Genomic DNA, 19806 nt, shown 5'->3' with positions numbered 1-19806 from the left:
GAGATTTGTTTTTGTTATATTACAAAAAGATAACATGCGGATTTTACGATGAAATCTACAAAAAGTAAATTTGAAAATATCGCAAAAATATTAGTTAGTGTTGCATGGGGTTGAATTGGAATACTATATGAGGTAAAGTGAAGAATGTATTTTGTGAATTATTTAACGTATAAGATTAAGGAAATGATAATTTTAATCATTATAGATTTTTTTTATCAGGTTCATTTAAAAATAAAAGAGGACTGCAATTAATGAGTCCTCTTTGTATATTTTAATGACGATTTGATTATTCTGTAATAAATATTCCTGTTCTTTAATGTTTTTGATTTATTTACATGAATTAATTATAGGTTTTGATTTGTTAAGATAATGTTTAATTATAGTAGCAAATTGTTTACTTTCAATTTTTATATAATCAAAAATAATCTTTATCTTCTTAGAATATGCTCAAATTGTATTGCTTGGCCAGGTCTAAAATGATGTGATAACCAACCAATGAGTTTCCATGTTGATCCAAAGCAGGGCTGAATACGCCAATTCCCATTTTTCCGGGAACACTTACGGTAATTCCGCCACCTACTCCTGATTTGCTTGGTAAGCCTACCATTCGGGAGTATTCTCCACTGAATTCATACATTCCGGCAGTTAGCATTTGAGATTCTATCAGTTGGGCAACATCAGCATTTTTATATTGGGTGTCACCATCGAAACGCACACATTGATTGGCAAAGAAATATCCGATTTTGGCTAAGTCTTCAGCGGTAACTTCAATAGAGCACTGCTTGAAATAATTATCCAGCTGATCTTCGTTTCCTGAAATCAGTCCGCTGTTTTTCATGATATAGAACATGCCCCGGTTACGGTGTCCGGTGGATTTTTCGGATTCATAGACGGATTTGCTGTAATCAATCGTCGTGTTTTTCGTGATGTACCGAACCATATCCAACACTTTAAGGAATGGTTTCTCCCCATCACCGGAAATTAAAGAGGTGGTAAGGATTGCTCCCGCATTCATCATCGGATTAAGCGGTTTACCCGTTGTTTCCAGGTTAGAAAAGTGATTGAATGGTCTGTCTGATCCGAAATATCCCATTTTATCGAAGACATTGGCTTCTCCTCTTTCTTTTACGGCAACCATTAAAGCAATGATTTTGGAAATGCTCTGCATGGTGAATTTCTTTTGAACGTCTCCTGTGCTGAATACCTTACCGGTTTTATCCACTACAGAAAAGGCGATAGCTTTAGCGTCCATTTTACCCAGTTCAGGAATATAATCCGCTACTTTACCCTGTGTATAATAATTTCTGTTTTTCTCCAGTATGCTGCTTAAAGTTTTTTCTGAAATCGTTGAAAGATCTGCTGTTTTCTGAGCATACATCACTGTATTTAAGGATAAAAAACCTGCGATAAGAATTCCTTTAGCGGAAAATAAAAAGCTATTTTTTTTCATGTAGAATATTTTCGAATAAAAGTTTAAGATAAGCCTCGAAAAAACAAAGATAATATATTTCATTTTTTATGCAAGGTTTAGGGAGGGTTGCAATGATGGAGAAGGGAATGGTATGTTTTTGATTATGCCCTTGGAGAAGTAAGGTTTTTACCTTTTTAATTCAAAATCTTTATAAAACAATGTGCCATATTTGTCCAGGATATGGGTTTTGTTATTTTCAATTTTTCCATCTCCTGTATTGATATAGTATAAGGGGATTTTTTTATTTATGATATCTTCCTCATCTTTGGGACTAAGGTTTTTAACAATCTTTATATTGCTTTTTTTATCAAAATTTCCTACGAATAAAACCTGTTCGGAAAAATTTCCTAAATGAAAAACTGCAGGCTGATTGGCGGAATGTACCTGAATTTCCCCGATGAGATCTTTACAATATTTTAATTGCTGATCTTCATAATCTTCATTGCTGAATACACTTCCTTTAATCTGTATTTTATTGGCTGTTATATGAACTAAAAATGAAGAAAAAACTATTACGCATAATACTGGTTTCAGTAGCTTTTCATTCAGGATGTATTGTAAGAGGATCAGGATAAAAGGAACTGAAGGGATCAGATATCCTGCTTCCAGTGGATACTTAATAAAGAATACCAGATTAAAAATGATGATTAGAATACTGAATAAGGCAAAATGGTTCCTGGGTACCTCTTTTATTTTCTGATAACCTCCTGTAAAGAGTTGGATTCCTAAGCCTGAAATAATGGAGGTAATTCCTAAGGCTCCATAGATATATAATGTACTCAGGCTCAACAGACTTGTGAGGTTGAATTCTGAATCTCCGGAACTCTGGAAAAAATTAAATCCATATTTCAGGAAAACAGGCGAGAAAAAAATACCGGCAAAAAGAAAAGCCAGAACTGAAAATAGAATACTTTTTTTTACTTCTTTTCCCGTATAGAAATACGTAAGAAAAAGAAAGGCCGGCAGAAAAATAATATTATTGAACCTGGCACTTACCATCAATCCAAAAAACAATGCAGCTATCCAAAGGTTTTTCTTCAGAAGATAATATACGCTGCCCAGCAGAAAGAACAAAGACCAGTTGTATTCCATGGCGATTGTACTGTTCAGATAAATAACCGGTACAAAAGAGAATGCGATACTAATGAGGAAGGCTGACTGTATTTTAAGAAGATTCAAAGTCTTAAAAAGATATAAGGAACATCCGAAAGTAAATAAAACCGAAAGTAAATTGATGTACCAGTAAGGCTTGTCATAGACTAAAGCATATAAAAATTCAGGAAACGGATATCCGGGAAAACGGGAAACATTGTAAATATGATCTTCATACAATATTTTTCCTGTATAGACTTCTCTCCAGGCATCCAGATCTGAACCGAGACTATTAAAAATGAAAGGTAATCTTGACAGTACTACTATCAAAAGAATCATTATTTCCCTGAAATATCTTTTCATTTTTCTGTTGCTTTATTTTTGTTGCAAAATAAGTTCTTTTTATTGTACAAAGGATACAGATTGAGTGAGAAATTAAAACAGAAATGCTTTGTACAGCGCTTGGCTAATTGTGTATATTTGAGAACAGACATTATTATCAAAGACTCATTACCGATGAAAATAGTATTTCTTTTATTCCCTATAATCATATTTTCGCAGAGCAGAACCATGACTAAAGATCTGAATGATGTCCAGAAGAAGATTTTTATGAATTTGCTGAAAGAAGACGCGAAGGTTTCTGTTTTTTCTGTCCAGCATCAGCTCTATCTGGATTCAATCATTACTATTGTACCGAAAGAAGCTTTCTTTTGGCAGCAGAAGGCAATGCCTTTATTCAAGCAGAGAAAGTATGAACTGGGCATGGAGTATCTGAATAAAGCTGTTGAATTGGATACAACTGATCATTATAAAGAATACCGGGCATTTATAAAATGTTTATTTCAAAAAAATTATACCGGTGCTTTGTCTGAATTTGAAGAATTAACGAAGAAATATGAATCCGGAACAGTGATGGATCATCCTTATAGTTTTTGGATGGCCCTGTGCTATCTGCAGATGAACAGGTTTGATCTTTCCAGACAGTATATGGAAAAAGCAGTTGCCTTTGGAAGAAAACGTGATTTTGTAAATCCATATGAAATGTTTTATCTGGGGGTGATAGAATATGAAACTGATAACTATTCGAAGGCAGCAGCATATTTTGATGTTTCGATGAAATATTATAAAGATTTTGCAGATGCAAAGTATTATAAAGCAATGTCATTGCTCAAAATGAATAAGAATGAGGAAGCTAAAGTTTTGTTTCAGGAGTCAAAGGAGAATTTTGAAAAAGGAAACTCGTTCAATGAAGGAAATTCGTTATATGAGTCATTTCCGTATCAGGTCTTCCGGTTTACGTATGCGTATTCAGAGAAATATTTTAAATGAATTGAAACAGTTCCTGCTGAATTATAAAAATAAGGTAACTATATGCGGTTTTACACCGTTGTCATTAGTTTAAGTGTGTTTAAAATATGTGTTTTATTTTATGGTTTTTTTCTTTATTGATGTAATTAATACATATTGATATTGGTTTTTGGTTAATTTTTTACTTTTAAATATTAATAAAATCAGTGAAAAATTCATTTTTAATGCTTTTAAAATGAAAATAAATTAATTTTTCTCTAAATAATTATCGGTCATGAATTAAGTTTTGATCAGTAATTCCGGAATATTATTGATTTTTAGCGTGTGTAAATGTAATATTTTTCACTAATAAATGATTTTAGTGTTAAAATTTTCATTAATTTCCAAATGAAAATTAATACATTTTTATTAACCATGAAAAACACTACTTACTTTAGTAGGCAGCACATCTTCAGATGGCTCCTGCTATGTTGGCTCCTGGTGCCTTGGGGGCTACAAGCACAATCATTAAGTCATATTACCTGGGATTCCCAGGTGGGATGCCAAATCGTCCGGGGCGAAAAAGGATCCGGAGAAAATCTCGTCGGAGCTTCTGACATTGATTCCGGCGCATGTGTCCGGGTCTGTGAAGGCAGTAAAGTGAAATATACAGCTCATGGCTCAAACATCAGTTTTGTAGCATGGATACCTACTGGAGGAGTGTTACAAACTACTTCAGGAGGAGCCAATATTGAAGCTGAAATTTTATGGGGAAATGCGGGGTCAGGTTCTTTACAGGCAACTATTACATTTACGAATGGAACTACTGAAACCCAAAACATCTGCATTGAGAAAATAAATAAGCCTACTGCAGAATTCACTCTCGTTAACCTGAAAGACATCGTATGTAAAAATACTGAGGTTCATTTTGACAATTTATCCCATGCAAATGGCGGTACTGATATTGTTAATTATTTCTGGGATTTTGGGGACGGAACAACATCTACAGCTTTTGAACCTTCTCATACCTATACTCAGGGTGGAGGAGTTACTGTTTCTTTAACGGTAACCAACAAATGTGGATGCTCAGAAACGACCTATCAAAAATTAGAAATAGCAGAAGCCCCACCAGTACAGATCAGCTGTGCTTCAGTGGTGTGTGAAGGTAGTGCTGAAAGGTACAGCGTGAAGAATGGCTGCAAAGGAGAATGGAAAGTGATTGGAGGATCTTGGCAGAATATCTCAGAAAACGAAATCGAAGTAAAATGGGACAGTGTAGATCCTGAAGACGGTTTTGGCTATGTGATGTATAGATCTGAATGTGGCTGCCCGGTATGGACTACTGTTAAGATTCCTGTGATTTTAAAAACAGCAAGAATTAAAGGAGAATCAATAGTATGCTCAGGAAAGCAATACACCTATTCACTTCCGCAGTGGCCTACTACCCATATTGATTGGGATGTAACAGGACCTGGACCAGGTCAGCTGACGTATAACCAGCAAAGAAATGAAGTTCTTTTCACTGGAAGTGTGCCGGGTACTTATACACTTACGGCTTCATATACAAATACTTTATTGCTATGTGGGGGTACTGCACAAAAAACGATTGTTGTAGAAGCTCCTGTAACAATATCAGGAGGGAAAGAGGAAATCTGTGTGGGAACACCACAGACATTTACGGCTTCACCTAATGTTCCTGTTATCTGGAATGTTACTTTAAATGGTGACACAGTACATACGTCGCCACAACCCACTACTGCTCCTCTTGATTATCCTTTTTTAACACCAGGAAATTATGTGATTACAGCAATCAGAGGTGGATGTGAAAGTAATCCAATATTGATTAGGGTGGTAAGTATTCCAAGACCCCCAAGAGGGCCTATTACGGGGGATATTGTAGTATGCCCAAATAAGCCTTACGTATATTCACTTTCATCACCAGTGCAACCTGGGGTTATTCCGGTATGGAGTGTTACAAATGGTACCATTCAGGGAAGTAATGCCGGTAACAGTGCTACTGTTATTTTTAATCCTGGAGCATCTTCATACTCAGTATCGGTTGCTTACAGGACGGAAGGCACTGCAGCTTGTCTGTCTAAACCACTTTCATTGGCGATAAAACCGATGAATATTGATAAGGTTTATATTTATCAGAATTCAGGACCTTTCTGCCCAAGCAGTACACAAAATTTTTCAGCTAATTTAGGTGGTATTGTTCCTGATTCTATGGAATGGAGTTTTGATACTCCTAATTTCGGAAGTGTTATATCCGGGCAGGGGACTTCTTCGATCACTGTAAACATCAACGAGGTTGCTGGTAGTGTATATTCAACTAACCTGAAACTGGAAGTTGTTGTATGTGGGCAGAAAAAGATAATAATAATGCCTATAAGTAAACTAGCTCTTCCGGTAGTCAACTTTACGAACGTTGGAAAAGTGTGCTTAGGTTCGAATCTTCATTTTACTGTTAATCAGGGAGTGATTACTTCAGCAACAAATGTAACATTTACTTTTGCCAATGGAGATACCTATACCACAACATTCAATCCGTCTGGAGTATATGATTTCCCAAATAATGGGTACATTCAGAATGCTACAGGTGGAAATGTTAATCAGATCGTAACGGTAACTTATAGCGGAACCAATGGATGTGCATATAAGCCAACAGCAAGTGCGAGCTTTATCATTCTTCCTGAAACAATTATTACAGTTTCTCCGGTATATAATCTTATGGTTTGTGATGACTTTCCTTTACAGCCTTATACCCTTACAGCTAACAGCTCTACAGGTCTTACGAATATTGTAGAGTGGCAATGGTTTAAAAATGGTGTTGCATTACCAGGATTTAATACCAATGCATATACTTTATCAGGAACAGGTCTTGCAGGAACCTATCAGGTAAGAGCTAAGGATGTTAATGAGTGTTATGTATATTCACAGGAGATCAAAGTAATCAATTCTTGTCCAACAGCTAGTAACTGTACAACGCCTCCTATGGTGAGTTTTACTCCAAAATGGACTGGTTGTAATACAATTACTGTAAATAATTTAAATGTAAGTGTTGCTCCGGATGAAATCCAGTGGGTGACTAATAACGTGCTGACGCTGGTAAGCCCTCAGGGACAGCCTACGGCTACTTTCCAAACTAATCTTGCCGGTGCACACATTGTAAGTGTACGTTTAAGATATGGTTCATGTTGGTATTCAACAAGTTTTGAAGTTCGAAAACTATATGAGCCTAAATTCAATATTGGTCAGGTTTGTAGTGGGAACGGATATAATGTTACTTTATATAATTCATCTACAATATTTGAAGTTAATCCTGCTAGTTCTATAGAATATAGATTCAGTATGGCAGGACAGCCAGATCAGGTGGGCCAGACAGCTACTTATAATAATTTGGCGCCGGGTACTTATACCTTTACCATGAAGATGTCTATCCCATCACAGCCGTCATTGCCGGCATGTACGATCACGAAAACGATCACGTTGGCACCTGTTCCAAGTACGAATTTCTTACTTCCATTTAAAGCATGTAAAGGAGAGGTGATTACTCTTTCACCTAGTTCATACACTCCTGGAAATATCTATACATGGTCTTTTGACGGAACAGCTTTTGTGACTTCACAACAGAATATGAATGTAACATTCAATACTGCCGGACCTAAGAGTGTAAGCTTAATGATTAAGACTCCGCAGGGTTGTGAGTATAATTCTATTGTACGTAATATTACGGTTTATGCAGCTAATTTAGATGGAAATCTTACCCCTCCCAATGCCGTTGCATGTGAAGGAAGCTCACCGCTTATTTCATTTGTACCTTCAGGTACGGTACCTTCAGGTTATATCTGGATGAATGGAAATGTTCAGGTGCCGGGAGCTCCTAACTCAATGAACTTTATACCGACACAATCAGGAAGTTACTGGCCGGTATTGATTTCAGCAGACGGTTGTACTACTAATGTAATGAGTGTTAAAGCGGTAGGTGTTGCATTTAAAAAGCCGCCGTATGTAAATATATCAGGACAAGCAAACATCTGTCAGAATAGCTATGGAGTACTTAAAGGTATTTTAACAGACAATACTCTGGAGTACAGATGGAAGAGAAATGGAGTTCCTTTATCTGCAGGATGGCTTACTGCTCAGCCAGTTGCCTATACTGTAAGCGGATTATCGGCAGGTACTTATACCTTCACTCTGGAAGCTCGTGTACCAGGAACTACAGATTGTTCAGGATATAAAGATTTTGTTGTTACAGTGAGCAATCCACCGGCAGTTCCTACAGTAACATATACTCAGGTTGGTTGCCAGCCTTACAAAATTCAACTTACAGTATCCGGACCTGCAAATGGAGAATACAACTGGAGTAATGGAATGAGTGGACAAACCATTACAGTAGATGAAGGCGGAATGTATAGAGTATTCTACACTGCACCAAGTGGCTGTAAAGTATATGCTCAGATAGATGTACCAATGAGTATCGAAAGTCTGATGTGGGTATTCCCTACAGGTTGTTACAGTTACTGTAGAGATAAATATCGTCGTATTCTTGGGCCAAAAGGAACCTTTGACTATCATCAATGGGAGAGATTTGGAGTTAATCTGCAAAGCGGAAGCAATACCTTCATTGATTCATTTAGCTTTGGGGATACTCCGGGAACTTACAGACTGAGAATTGATCAGACTGCAGGCGGAATGTATTGCAGATATTATTCAGGAGCAATGAATTATTATCCAGGGAAAGATTGTGGTATAGAAACACAATGTAACTTTGATGTCAAAATCGAATCTTTCAAATGGGCAGGAGATCATTATAATGTTCATGGAACTATATACAACAGCGGAAGCCTTCCGGTGATGCTTAACGTTTCAAGTCTTTATGGATATGGAACTTATTTCCCATCTATGATTACGATTCCGGCAGGAGGAACATATGATATGAATGCCAATCCATTGATGTTCTATCCAAATGCTAGTTATCCTGGAGGAAATGATGCAATTTTATTCTTAGGACAAGACGATTGTAAGTTTGTTGCTGAGCCACATGTTATAGGTAAATCTATTTCAGACAAAACAGGAAAAGGCCTGAGCCTTACTACGGCTTCTTCTCTGAAGCTGGCACCGAATCCTGCGAAGGAAATAGTGAAAGTTTCCTATAATACAGGCAATGAGAAATTATTGGCAACACAGATCAAGGTTTTTGATACTATGGGTAATATTAAATTCCAGAAAGAACTTAAAGCAGCTTCAGGAGAGATCAATGTAGACATCTCACACTGGTTGCAAAGTACTTATATTGTCATTGTACAAGCGGGAGAAACCTCGCTGCAAGGCAAATTGATTAAAAATTAATCCATACTTCATTCAATAAGCAGTGCTCTCCTCGGAGGGCACTGTTTTTTTATGCCATGTGATCACTGAATTAAATCTATAATACCGTTTAAAATAAATGATGATTACTGGTTTTAATGATGGTAGCTCTATACAATTTTGGATAAAGCATTTGTTTTGTCCTTCCGACGAAGGAAAAATTTCATATATAGTTTAGATTCTTCCTTCGTCAGAATGACAGAAATGTAAAATTGTATACAAAGAAGCTCCAATGATTAATTTAATTGATTATTGACTTTAATGTTTCATTTGCCCAGGTAGCAATTGATTCTGGAATCCCTTGGTAAAGCGATGATTCTTCCCCAGATAACGACTCCTCATACGAACGTTAAAAGGCTATATCCGGGAATGAGCTGCTATGGTTTTACCAGCAAATCATTAGCCATATTTGATGGATCAGTCTGGAATTATTGGAAATAATTGATAAAAATATGCCGGTAATACGGTTTGTACAGGTCTTTAGTATTACAGTGGTATTCATCAATACCACTGTTTTTTATGGATGAATATTAATACATATCTTCACTGTATACTTTTTTTCCAAGATAGAAAAGCTCATGTTTTTTCAGGTTCACATTATCTTCAAAAATATCATGAACAAAGCGAACAAGCTCATTTACCTTTTCGCGTTGTGTAATTCTGATCCGGGATTCAAAATTAGAAGTAAATCCGCTCTTAGTATAATTCAATGATCCGAGATAAGCCACTTTTCTATCAATCACATAAATCTTTGAATGCAGAAACTTATTGTCATAACGATTATTTCGAATGTATTTGAAATTCAGATTTTCAGAATAATGATAGGTATAGATCTCCATTTTTTCCACTTCAGTTTTCTTTTCCCAGCATCTGAAAAATCCATACAGGGAAGCAACCGCAACCAAAAGCGCAACGAAATTATTCGAATTGGTAAGGTCATCAACAAGATGGATCCCGAAATAGATGAGGGCAAAGATTCCCAGGCAAAACAATACAATAGAAGAAAGGAAGAATAAATTTTTTAGACTTTCCCTTTTTTCTTTTTTCTTTACATCTGTCACCCGGTTCTGATGGATAAGTTTTCGCAATATGTTTCCGGATTGTTCAGGTCTCAGATCACTGAATGCTAATCTCACATTAATATTCCTGTTCTTCAGCATAATAAGATCATCCAGCTTTACCTCGTCTATATAAGGAGAAATGATCAATACTTCCGCCTTTGCATTCAGAATGTCATTATTTAATTGAGTGCCTGCATTTTGTCCGACAAAGACTTCAACACCTTCACTGTTTTCTGTATCAATTTTAAAATAATATTTTTTCTTTTCCTTATAATACACCTTTATTCTTATTTGGTCTTGAAATTATCATGTTTCCGGATCTGCTACTTTCGGAACTACTGGAAGCGAAGTCAAAGTTTGAACTTCAGGCACCAAATTTACGTTTCTTTTTATTCTCTGTTTTACGGAAAAGCGTAAAATGATATCATCCTTTAATGTCAGACTTTAATCAATAGGTTTAACTGCCAGATATTGCGTATTTTCGTGTATAACAATACAGTTTTAATTTCAAAAAAATAAGGATGAAGGAACCCGACAAAAGACAGGATATCCATATCAGTACAAGAGAAGATTGGCGACAGTGGCTGGCCGAATTTCATCAGTCCCGGCCATCAGTCTGGGTTATTTGCAATACCAGGAAGTCAGGATTACCTGTCGTGGGTTGGAGTGAACTGGTGGAAGAGGCACTTTGCTTCGGTTGGATAGACAGTACGAGAAAAACCATTGATGAAGGGTCATTCAAACAACTGTTCAGCAAACGGAAAAAGAATAGTACATGGTCCAGAATTAATAAAGAAAAAGTACAGAAGTTAATTGATGATCAGCTGATGACGGAAGCTGGCTATGAGAGTATAAGAATTGCAAAGGAAAATAACTCCTGGACAATCCTTGATACAGTGGAAGATCTGATGGTGCCGGAAGACTTAAGTAAAGCTTTTAAAAACTACACAGGTTCTGAAGAATATTTCCAAAGTTTAAGTAAATCTATGAAAAAGATGATGCTTCAGTGGATTGTTCTTGCCAAGCGGCCGGAAACCCGGAAGAAACGTATTGATGAGATCGTAGAAAATGCGGCACAGGGAAAAAAACCGAAACATTTTTTATAAAGTGTTTTTAAGAGTTTATGGGGAACAGGATTCATAATAAAAGCTATTCCTTATTTTTGCAAAGCATAAACTGCAAAACTGTTTATCCCAAAATATGAACGATCCATTTTCTGAAAACAATCAAATAGGAATAGTTTCTACTTTCTCCGAACTAGTCAATACCGATTTTCAGGGAACTGTCAATGCCATGTGCTGGTACAGAAATTTAGGCGGAGATTTTAAAGAAATTGTTTCTAAGCTTCAGTTAAAAGAGAATATTACAGAGGTTTCTGCCGAAGATCTTTTGACGTTACAGCTTTCAGAAAAGGGAAATGTTGCCAGGGAAATTATCCTTAATGATTTACAGTTATTAACTGATTTCGGGGCTTTACCTTCTCTTAATTTGCTTAAAAATTATGAGCGGGACGAAGAATTTGATTTTATATCAACGGATGTATATTCATATCATGTAGATCGTTCACCCATTGGAACAGATACTTTTTTATGCACTTATTATGGTGCTGCAAGTGATGTTTTACCCAATGAACAGGCCATACAAAAAATACAGGATCCTGAGATACGGAAAAAGCTTAAGGAATTACATGATGGTCCTGAGGAGGGGTTTGAAGACTTTCTGAAAGACTGTTTCTTCGATCTGCATTATCAGGCTAAACGCAATGCAGAGCCTACCAATCTGGGATTGGGACATCTTTGGCGATTGGCAGTAGATCATCCGAAACAAAAAGTTTTACCCTGTGTACATAGAGCTCCTGTTGAAAATGAGGGTGAATATCGCCTGCTTTTGATTTGCTAAATTATTTTGATCATTTATTACTGTAGATTATAGTTTGACTTTTCGTTTAAAAAGTAGTACCTTTAAAGATATTATCCCGTATTTACGGTCTGTTGACCTGTAAATTAACGCTACAAACTGTATTGAATTTGATGACTAATGACTAGATCGATTGTAACTTTAATTTTCTTTTTAAGTGGTTTTTTCTTTTTAAATGCACAGGAGAAAAAAGATTCGCTTTATTATAAAATAGAAGAGTTTTCAGATAAAAGAAAAGTCACTAAATTTCTTCATCGTTTCATATTCCGTAGGGAGGCAGATTCTACCTCTGTGAAATCCAGAATTGAAAAACTTCCCCAGGAGGCTTATAATAAAAGGTATATCAGAAATATCAGAGTAGAAACCATTGACCCTTTTGGATATGGTTCCCAGGATGAGAAGGAAAAACTGAAATGGTATGATTGGCTGGCAGATCATCTTCATTCCACGACAAGAATTTCTACTGTTAATAACTATTTACTTTTTAAGGAAGGAGAAGAATATAATGCCCAGAAACTTTATGAATCCGAACGTTTGTTGAGGACAATGCCTTTTATCAATAGGGTAAATATCAGCGTTTCCGATGATACTTCCGGTAAAGATTCTATTGATGTTGTTGTCAAAGTACTTGATTCCTGGAGTTTAAAGCCAAGAGTCAGTTATTCGGGGAGTAAGATTGGTTTGGGAGTAACCGAAGAAAATGTATTGGGCTTAGGGCATACCTTTGATTTCCTTTACAGAAATGATTCCAAAGAAAAGCAGGATTATGTTTTAGGAAGCTATACAGCTTATAATCTTTTGGGTTCTTATATCAATGCTCAAATTCTGGGAGAGCGGGATTTTTTTAGAAATGAAAGAATCAATTTCAATGTCAGAAGAGATTTCTTTTCCCCTTTAACGAAATGGGCAGGTGGTTTTACATTTGAGTATTTTATGAGGAATGTTTTGCTTCCGATAGGAACAGATACTGCATATCCGGAAGTTCAGATCAAAGTCTATAGTCAGGATGTATGGGGAGGTTATCAGATACCGGTTTCATCTGATGCCAGCGAAAAAGTTGCCAGTAATATTGCTGTTATAGGACGCTTTCAGAATTACCAGTATAAAGATAGTCCCGGGATTGATCAGTATAAATATTTCAGCTCTTACAACAGCTTTCTGATGTCTGTGGGGCTTATCAACAGAAGATTCTCCGTTCAGAAGAATATTTTCCAGTATGATCTGCCGGAGGATATCGCTTATGGAAACTCTGTAAGTGTAATTGCAGGTGGCTTGTCAAGAAACAAAGAAATGAATCCTTACGTAGGAATTTCAGCATCTTATGGAAGCTTTACAAAATTGGGATATTTTACTCTTAAAGCCCAGTTTGGAAGATTTTTTAATGAAGACAGTCAAAACCGCGAGTCCTTCCGGGTGGATGGAACTTATTTTACGAACCTTATGGATTGGAAGTTTGCTAAAGTAAGGCATTTCTTTTCACCAACTGTCGCATTAGGAAATCCACAGCATAATTATTCTTACAAAGACAGGATTACCCTTTCTTCATCCGATGAGTTTCCTGTTTACAATTCAGATTATATCGGAACTAAAAAAATGGTTTTAAGGTATCAGCTTCAAATGTTTATCAACAAAACATGGAAGAATTTTCATTTCAGTCCCTATTTGACAATGGCAGTAGGGTGGCTGGGTATGCCTGATGATAAACTCCTGAAAACCAAGGCGAACACCAAAATAGGAGTGGGAGTTTTAATTAATAATCCGTTTTTGGTATTCAACAGGATTCAGATTTCTTTCACCTATTATCCGCGTGTTCCTTTTGATAATAATTCGGTTTTTGATTTTAACAGCAACCGAAACAACCTTCTGCCAATGAACAGTTTTGCTACAGAGGTGCCCCATTTTGTGAATTTTGGGAACTGATGAGGTGTATAATTATGTGGTATTATCAATTATTTTGACGGTTATTTCTTCTGAGTTCTCTTTCAATCTCGTCAACTTCCCGTAGAGGAAGGAGATAATTGTCATTTATATATTTTAGAATATTTTTATTTGTTTTATCATTTACTTGTCTGATGAAAAGATGATTAGAAGATTTTAAAATTTCAATAAAATTATCAGCGTATTGCTCCTTATTAAAAAAGGGACTTTCAATAACAGCTCTTTTATCATCATTCACAATAATATCATTAAAAACTGTATTGAGAAGAACAGTCTGGAAAAATGATTCAGCTGGTAAAAGAGTATGAAGGTAATAATCTTCAAAATCCATCACCCTCTTATTATGGGTCAGAAAGACACATGTTTCTCTTGTAAGAATAAACCATTTCCCACCGATATAAGGTGTAACTCCTTTCATAAATTCTCTTTTATAAATTAATGATGAGATTTTATGGGTGAGCTCTGTAAAATGATTTTGTATCCTTTGAAGTGTATCCGGTCTGTAAAATTTCTGATCATAATAAAAAAGATAGTTTTTTCCATTATTGATCGTAAGAAAATTACGTATGGTATTTTGTGACTTGAGAGGATAATCTTCACCACTTAAATTGATAAAATAATCCCAATGCTGGTTTGCATTCAAAAGATATTCCATTGCATTAAGTTCAGCCTGGATCATACTGAACCCTCCGGATACTATGTTCATACTTTCTAAAATATAGACATTAGGAAAATGCACTAGATATAATTGTATTTCTTCGGTTAATTCTACTTTGGCTTTCCGGTCAATATGAATAAGATAAAACTGATCTTTCGTGTAAATCTTCTGAAACATTTCTTTAAATACATCAGGTTTATGATGTATCATTATAAAATAAGCAATTCTTACCTGTTGATCTGATTTGAGGTCTGAAGGTTGAGAATGGGGGTGGGGTATAGGAAATGATGTTTGCATAGGATTAAATTTTAAAAATCATCCGCACAGGCAAACAATTCAGTTTATAGCTCTAATTTACGAATATGTTTTTGATAATCAATTTATTAAATTAATTATTGGACAGTCATTTTATCGTACATTTGCATTGCATTTATAAAATGTTTTTTTTTGATTGTTGCTGTATAAGAATTAAAAAACCAATCTAATATTTCATAAAAAGCTTTCTCAGGTAATATTATGAGGTGGTCTGACTTACTTTTTTAGTGCCTCATCTCTGACTCAATGATCTGATTTACCCAAACAATTGATGACTTCCGTAGTAAAGAAAAAGAAACGGATTTTTAGGGTCGAATAGACAAATCAATTGGAGAATTGCATTGTTTTTATAAATATCTTCACCATTCTTTTCAGAGTAAATTTTAAAAGAGCAATAAACTGGTTCATTTTAATTTGAAAGAGTTGGAAAGTTTTATTATTGAATGGGAAGATTCTTATAAAGCTTATCTTTGTAAGAATTGTCATGGTATTCAAAAACAAATTTTTAAAACAACTTTTATAAAAAATTGATTTATACAACACTTTTAAATATTGCTATCTTCCAGGGAATAGTTTTAGGTTTCGTTATTTTAAAATCTTCCTTATTCAACAGCAATTCAAATAAATATTTAGCTTACTTACTATTTACAATTTCCATTAAATTACTGAATCATGTTTTTGATATACAAAAGGTATTAATATCCTATCCTCTTCTACGTATTCTGGACAACATAGAGTGGGTATTTCTGATACCGGCTTTCATGTTCCTGTTTATTATGAACAGGATTGATCATACTGGAAAAAGCAAACAAAGAAATTATCTGTGTTTTATTCCATTTGCTTATTCCGCTGTCCTTAACATTATAAACGATCTTGACCATGTTGCGGGAATTTATACTTTTTCTGAATCAGGCAACACTATCATCCAGATACTTGGTTTGATTCAACTTTTTTTAGCCGTTACCTTTATCCCATTCCTGCCGGTTTATTGTTATTTCATGATAAGACATTTAAAAGATTCGCAGGAAAAAAAATGGATACTTGCCTTATTAACAATGGTATCTTCAGTTCTATTAGTCTGGCTTATTACCGCTCTGGCCGGCTTACTTTTTGACTATGACATTTCTTCTACGATGAGTGCCTTGGCTTTATTTGCAACATTCATCATTCATTGGACAGCTTATGTAGGCATTTACAAATATAAGCTTGCTAAAAACAGGGATGCTGTCCACAATTTTTTAAATCAAGATTCAGTTATTCCGTCTACTGATTTGCAAATTGTACAAAATAGCACAAGTATCCCACAGGAATATAAGGAATCTATCACGGCGGATAATCTTTATTTCCAAAAACTGGAACTTCTTTGCAAAGATCAGCACATTTATACCGACAGTACATTAAACAGAGAAAAAGTAGCTGAAAAATTAGGTATAAGTGCAGGATATGTTTCACAAATTGTCAACACAATAACTGGGGACAACTTCGCTCATTACATCAATCAATATCGGGTGGAAGCCGTCAAGCAGATGATATCAGATTCGGAATATGAAAACTATACTTTGTTGACCATGGGGCTGGAGGCTGGGTTTACTTCAAAAACGACTTTCTATAAAGCCTTTAAAAAAGTGACTGGTCAGACCCCAAATGAATATAAGAATACCAGCAAATAAGTACCATTTTATACATTTTTAAGCTTTTGAAACCTGTTGTAATTTGAATTATTTGAAGTTTGCATTTAAATAATTCAAATTAAATTTTTATGAAAAAAAACTTTTCACTACTCATCATTTTGTTTGCTTTTTATTCTGTCTATGCTCAAAGTGAAACTGATGTAGATCCTTATCAGAAAAACAATGAAATTAAACTGAATCTAATTTCTCCGTTATCGGGTGCCGTTGAAGTAGGTTATGAACGACATTTAAACAAAAATTCATCACTGGGGATTTCTTCATTTATTGTTTATGATCATACAAAAGAAAAGGATATGAATTACAATATCTCCCCATATTACAGATATTATTTTGGAAAAAAATATGCTTCCGGTTTTTTTGTTGAAGGATTTGGAATGTTTACTTCCATTGATGGGAAAAAAATATACTCAGCAGACCATCTGGCATTCACTGAAAATAAAGATGTTTATGATGTTGCGCTTGGTGCTGGTCTTGGCTGGAAGCTGGTTACAAAAAAAGGATTTGTTTTTGAAGCCAACGCAGGGTACGGAAAACTTTTGTTCAATGCAGGCAAAACAGATCATAATGTGGTTACAAAATTCGGACTGAGTATTGGCTATCGATTCAAATAATGATCTGATAGGAAAACAATGACAGGATCAGAAGAATAGGGTGAACGAGATTTACCGGTTTGTCAATAAAAAAGATGATATACTTAAATGTATCAGCTAAATTTTGCAGAAAAATGCCCGATTTTAATATCGGGTACTACTGTTAGCAATATTCGAAGTAGTGATGACTGTTTTGTTAGATTATTTGGATGTCTTAAAGAACATCCGCTACTTTCTGTGGATGTGATGTGAATATTGTATGGCTGGCTCCATCCAATAGCTTAATTATCTAATGTAAGAGTAGATAGCTGCAGGTCTGCATTAAGTATTACGGGAAGGAATATCAATCCTTGAGTCCTCATGAAAATATCCGGAATTATTCCGGATATTTTTTTGCTTAACAAATAACAATATAAAATTTTCTCTATTTCAGGTAAGGGTGTCAATGCTTGATGCAATAGCTGAGTACGACACCTTCACTAAGGTAGAGATGTAGTTTTAGACTCACTATTCCCCAAAAATATTTTTTAATAATAAAAATACATTCATTTGGGTGTATCTTTTGCATTTAATAATTTCCTAAAAAATCATATAATATTGGCTGGGTATCATCGGAGGATATAAAATAAGATGCTGGGAATAGATTCTAAAGAAATCATAATCCAGAAGTTTGCACCACCTCAATAATACTTCTGAGTCAATGCTTTTGAAAGAATATGTTTTTTTACCACAATTTCCTCCCTCTTCATTGATCCTTCAAAACAGAATTCATAGCATTTTTTAATGAACTCAATCCCCTTTAAAATCAATATAACTTTTTAGAGCATTGATATAATCTTTAAATTTTTGCACACCTAATTCAGATATTTTACAGGTAGTTAATGGGAAGTTTCCTTTGTAACCTTTAATGATATCTATGTAACCCGCTTCTTTTAATTTCTTTAACTGAATACTCAAATTTCCTTCGCTTGCTTTGGTTTGTGCACACAAATATCCAAACTCCGCTTCCTGCACGGTGATGAGAATGGAAACGATGCCTAATCGCAATTGCGAATTATGTAGCAATGGGTCAAGTTCTTTAAGCATTTGCAGTAGTTCTCCTGATCAGTAAATAACCTGGTAGTGCATAACTTAGCAGGCAAACCAGAGTGCCCAAAAGAAGCTGATAAGGTAGTGGAATATAAATAGCACTTAATGCCATTACCCAATTTAAAATTCCACCCCAGGTAAAAGGGCGGAACTTAATAATACTTCCTGTAATCAACAGCCAGGTTCCATATACCATGAATATTATAGGCACAGCAGGTATTCCTGTTTGCTGAATCACGATAAGTAGTAAAAATAAAAAGAAATGGAATACAACGGAAATGGTCTGAGTGATCCTTTTCTCGTTGCTTTCTGTTTGTAAATTTCTTCGTTCATTTAAGAAATATATTAAAGACAATACCGTTGCAATAGCCGTAATAGCAATCCAGGAATAGGTGGCTATATGTGATTTTAAGCTAACAAGAAGTAAATAATGAACCATCATTGCCAAAGCAATTGCAGTACCCCAAACAATATAATGAAAACCACTTTTGCGCTCAGCATTACTAATTTGATTGATTACTTGATATATAAAATTTATTTTGTCCTCTGCTTCGTTCTTTATGTTTTTTTCCATAGTTTTTTTTGAATATATAGCTTCCTTTTTTTTTGCTTTATCAAGATACTACGTTGGTTTTGATAGAATAATTGTCAAATTTACAAAATCATCTACTTACTTTTAATACTTGTACTCAACAATTGTTCTGTAAGGGATTTTCCCCATTGTGGTGCATTGGTGAATGCAGGCGTAAAGACTTTGTATTTTTCCAGTGCTTTTTCCAAATAAGGAATGGCTTTTTCGGGACCGCCTCCAAAAGCTTTGGGTGTATAATAAATACCCATGGCACGCAGTAGGTACGGGCGTGGGTTTTCAGGGTTTGCTTTTATGGAAAGATTTATATAGCTGGCACTTTTCTTACCCATTTCGGCACCTCTTGCCATAGGGTCAACGTTTACCTTTGCACCGTAAAGATAGGCATACAGTGCATAAATTTCTGAATTTTTCGGGTGGATTTTCTCAGCATTTTTCAGGTGATTTTCTGCCTGATTGCAATATCCATCAACCTGCTCACTCTGTGCTGTGTACGCCATCTGTAGGTAGGCATAAGCAGTATAATAATGTGCCAACCAATTAGTCTCGTCTGCCAGGGCAATACGTTCAAAATCGTTGGCAATACGTCGTAGGGTATTGTGCGATTGTGCGGAGTCCAATTCGATAATGCGTTCAGTCATTATTCCGTCATAGGTACTTTGGCTGTATGTCATGGTTAAGCCAAAAAATAAAATTGTTGTAAAAATTGTTTTTTTAATCATGTTGTTACATTTTTAT

General features: G+C 35.3%; 14 protein-coding genes and 1 pseudogene. 7 read left to right on the top strand and 8 right to left on the bottom strand.

Annotation, left to right across the window (positions count from 1 at the left end):
* Window positions 1–436: 436 nt before the first annotated feature.
* Window positions 437–1450, bottom strand: coding sequence for a glutaminase A (glsA, locus tag M2372_RS03040; RefSeq protein WP_123318405.1), 1014 nt, complete (start codon window positions 1448–1450; stop codon window positions 437–439).
* Window positions 1451–1597: 147 nt separating this feature from the next.
* Window positions 1598–2926 carry a hypothetical protein gene (locus tag M2372_RS03035; RefSeq protein ID WP_123318406.1) on the bottom strand — a complete coding sequence of 443 codons (1329 nt, stop codon included), beginning with the start codon at window positions 2924–2926 and terminating at the stop codon, window positions 1598–1600.
* Window positions 2927–3079: 153 nt separating this feature from the next.
* Between M2372_RS03035 and M2372_RS03030 the strand changes: the two genes are divergently transcribed.
* Entirely contained in the window at window positions 3080–3892 is an 813-nt protein-coding gene (locus M2372_RS03030; RefSeq protein ID WP_148060717.1) for a tetratricopeptide repeat protein, read from the top strand.
* Window positions 3893–4285: 393 nt separating this feature from the next.
* Window positions 4286–9202: a PKD domain-containing protein gene (locus M2372_RS03025; RefSeq protein ID WP_228455637.1), complete on the top strand. Its 4917-nt coding sequence runs from the start codon at window positions 4286–4288 to the stop codon at window positions 9200–9202.
* Between the two features lie 548 nt (window positions 9203–9750).
* Here M2372_RS03025 and M2372_RS03020 read toward each other — a convergent pair.
* Window positions 9751–10560, bottom strand: a complete 810-nt coding sequence (locus tag M2372_RS03020) for a phospholipase D-like domain-containing protein (protein WP_185018697.1) — start codon at window positions 10558–10560, stop codon at window positions 9751–9753.
* 242 nt (window positions 10561–10802) lie between these two features.
* Here M2372_RS03020 and M2372_RS03015 point away from each other — a divergent pair, with 242 nt between their 5' ends.
* From M2372_RS03015 to M2372_RS03005, 3 genes are all read left to right on the top strand, one after another.
* A complete protein-coding gene (locus M2372_RS03015) occupies window positions 10803–11387 on the top strand; it encodes a YdeI family protein (protein ID WP_123318410.1) in 585 nt (194 codons plus the stop codon).
* Between the two features lie 94 nt (window positions 11388–11481).
* Entirely contained in the window at window positions 11482–12180 is a 699-nt protein-coding gene (locus tag M2372_RS03010; RefSeq protein ID WP_123318411.1) for a DUF1826 domain-containing protein, read from the top strand.
* A gap of 138 nt (window positions 12181–12318) precedes the next feature.
* Complete coding sequence (locus tag M2372_RS03005; RefSeq protein ID WP_123318412.1) at window positions 12319–14118, top strand: hypothetical protein; 1800 nt, start codon at window positions 12319–12321, stop codon at window positions 14116–14118.
* Window positions 14119–14143: 25 nt separating this feature from the next.
* On the opposite strand, the gene M2372_RS03000 is transcribed toward M2372_RS03005, so the two are convergent.
* Window positions 14144–15091, bottom strand: a complete 948-nt coding sequence (locus M2372_RS03000; protein ID WP_123318413.1) for a beta-1,6-N-acetylglucosaminyltransferase — start codon at window positions 15089–15091, stop codon at window positions 14144–14146.
* Between the two features lie 794 nt (window positions 15092–15885).
* On the opposite strand from M2372_RS03000, the gene M2372_RS02995 reads away from it, so the two are divergent.
* Window positions 15886–16779, top strand: a complete 894-nt coding sequence (locus M2372_RS02995; protein WP_228455638.1) for an AraC family transcriptional regulator — start codon at window positions 15886–15888, stop codon at window positions 16777–16779.
* A gap of 89 nt (window positions 16780–16868) precedes the next feature.
* On the top strand, window positions 16869–17411 hold the full coding sequence (locus M2372_RS02990) for a DUF3575 domain-containing protein (protein WP_123318415.1): 543 nt from the start codon (window positions 16869–16871) through the stop codon (window positions 17409–17411).
* A gap of 588 nt (window positions 17412–17999) precedes the next feature.
* On the opposite strand, the pseudogene M2372_RS02985 reads toward M2372_RS02990, so the two are convergent.
* The 4 genes and pseudogenes from M2372_RS02985 to M2372_RS02970 form a co-directional block, all read right to left on the bottom strand.
* Window positions 18000–18107: pseudogene (locus tag M2372_RS02985) on the bottom strand (transposase); the annotation flags it as partial.
* A 72-nt stretch (window positions 18108–18179) separates the two neighbouring features.
* Window positions 18180–18476: a transcriptional regulator gene (locus M2372_RS02980; RefSeq protein ID WP_123318416.1), complete on the bottom strand. Its 297-nt coding sequence runs from the start codon at window positions 18474–18476 to the stop codon at window positions 18180–18182.
* Complete coding sequence (locus tag M2372_RS02975) at window positions 18469–19053, bottom strand: hypothetical protein (protein ID WP_123318417.1); 585 nt, start codon at window positions 19051–19053, stop codon at window positions 18469–18471. The genes M2372_RS02980 and M2372_RS02975 overlap by 8 nt, the downstream gene beginning before the upstream one ends.
* A 92-nt stretch (window positions 19054–19145) precedes the next feature.
* Window positions 19146–19790, bottom strand: coding sequence for a M48 family metallopeptidase (locus M2372_RS02970; protein ID WP_123318418.1), 645 nt, complete (start codon window positions 19788–19790; stop codon window positions 19146–19148).
* Between the last annotated feature and the right edge of the window lie 16 nt (window positions 19791–19806).

The sequence above is a fragment of the Chryseobacterium sp. BIGb0232 genome, from assembly GCF_024810195.1.
In the GTDB taxonomy this organism is placed as follows: Bacteria; Bacteroidota; Bacteroidia; order Flavobacteriales; family Weeksellaceae; genus Chryseobacterium; species Chryseobacterium pennae.
This window is presented reverse-complemented; position numbering and strand designations above follow the sequence as displayed.

What these genes read in the sequence shown, in the direction of transcription:
- glsA (WP_123318405.1), bottom strand. Translation starts at nt 1,450, where the DNA reads ATGAAAAAAAATAGCTTTTTATTTTCCGCTAAAGGAATTCTTATCGCA.
- M2372_RS03035 (WP_123318406.1), bottom strand. Translation starts at nt 2,926, where the DNA reads ATGAAAAGATATTTCAGGGAAATAATGATTCTTTTGATAGTAGTACTG.
- M2372_RS03030 (WP_148060717.1), top strand. Translation starts at nt 3,080, where the DNA reads ATGAAAATAGTATTTCTTTTATTCCCTATAATCATATTTTCGCAGAGC.
- M2372_RS03025 (WP_228455637.1), top strand. Translation starts at nt 4,286, where the DNA reads ATGAAAAACACTACTTACTTTAGTAGGCAGCACATCTTCAGATGGCTC.
- M2372_RS03015 (WP_123318410.1), top strand. Translation starts at nt 10,803, where the DNA reads ATGAAGGAACCCGACAAAAGACAGGATATCCATATCAGTACAAGAGAA.
- M2372_RS03010 (WP_123318411.1), top strand. Translation starts at nt 11,482, where the DNA reads ATGAACGATCCATTTTCTGAAAACAATCAAATAGGAATAGTTTCTACT.
- M2372_RS03005 (WP_123318412.1), top strand. Translation starts at nt 12,319, where the DNA reads ATGACTAGATCGATTGTAACTTTAATTTTCTTTTTAAGTGGTTTTTTC.
- M2372_RS03000 (WP_123318413.1), bottom strand. Translation starts at nt 15,091, where the DNA reads ATGCAAACATCATTTCCTATACCCCACCCCCATTCTCAACCTTCAGAC.
- M2372_RS02995 (WP_228455638.1), top strand. Translation starts at nt 15,886, where the DNA reads ATGAACAGGATTGATCATACTGGAAAAAGCAAACAAAGAAATTATCTG.
- M2372_RS02990 (WP_123318415.1), top strand. Translation starts at nt 16,869, where the DNA reads ATGAAAAAAAACTTTTCACTACTCATCATTTTGTTTGCTTTTTATTCT.
- M2372_RS02980 (WP_123318416.1), bottom strand. Translation starts at nt 18,476, where the DNA reads ATGCTTAAAGAACTTGACCCATTGCTACATAATTCGCAATTGCGATTA.
- M2372_RS02975 (WP_123318417.1), bottom strand. Translation starts at nt 19,053, where the DNA reads ATGGAAAAAAACATAAAGAACGAAGCAGAGGACAAAATAAATTTTATA.
- M2372_RS02970 (WP_123318418.1), bottom strand. Translation starts at nt 19,790, where the DNA reads ATGATTAAAAAAACAATTTTTACAACAATTTTATTTTTTGGCTTAACC.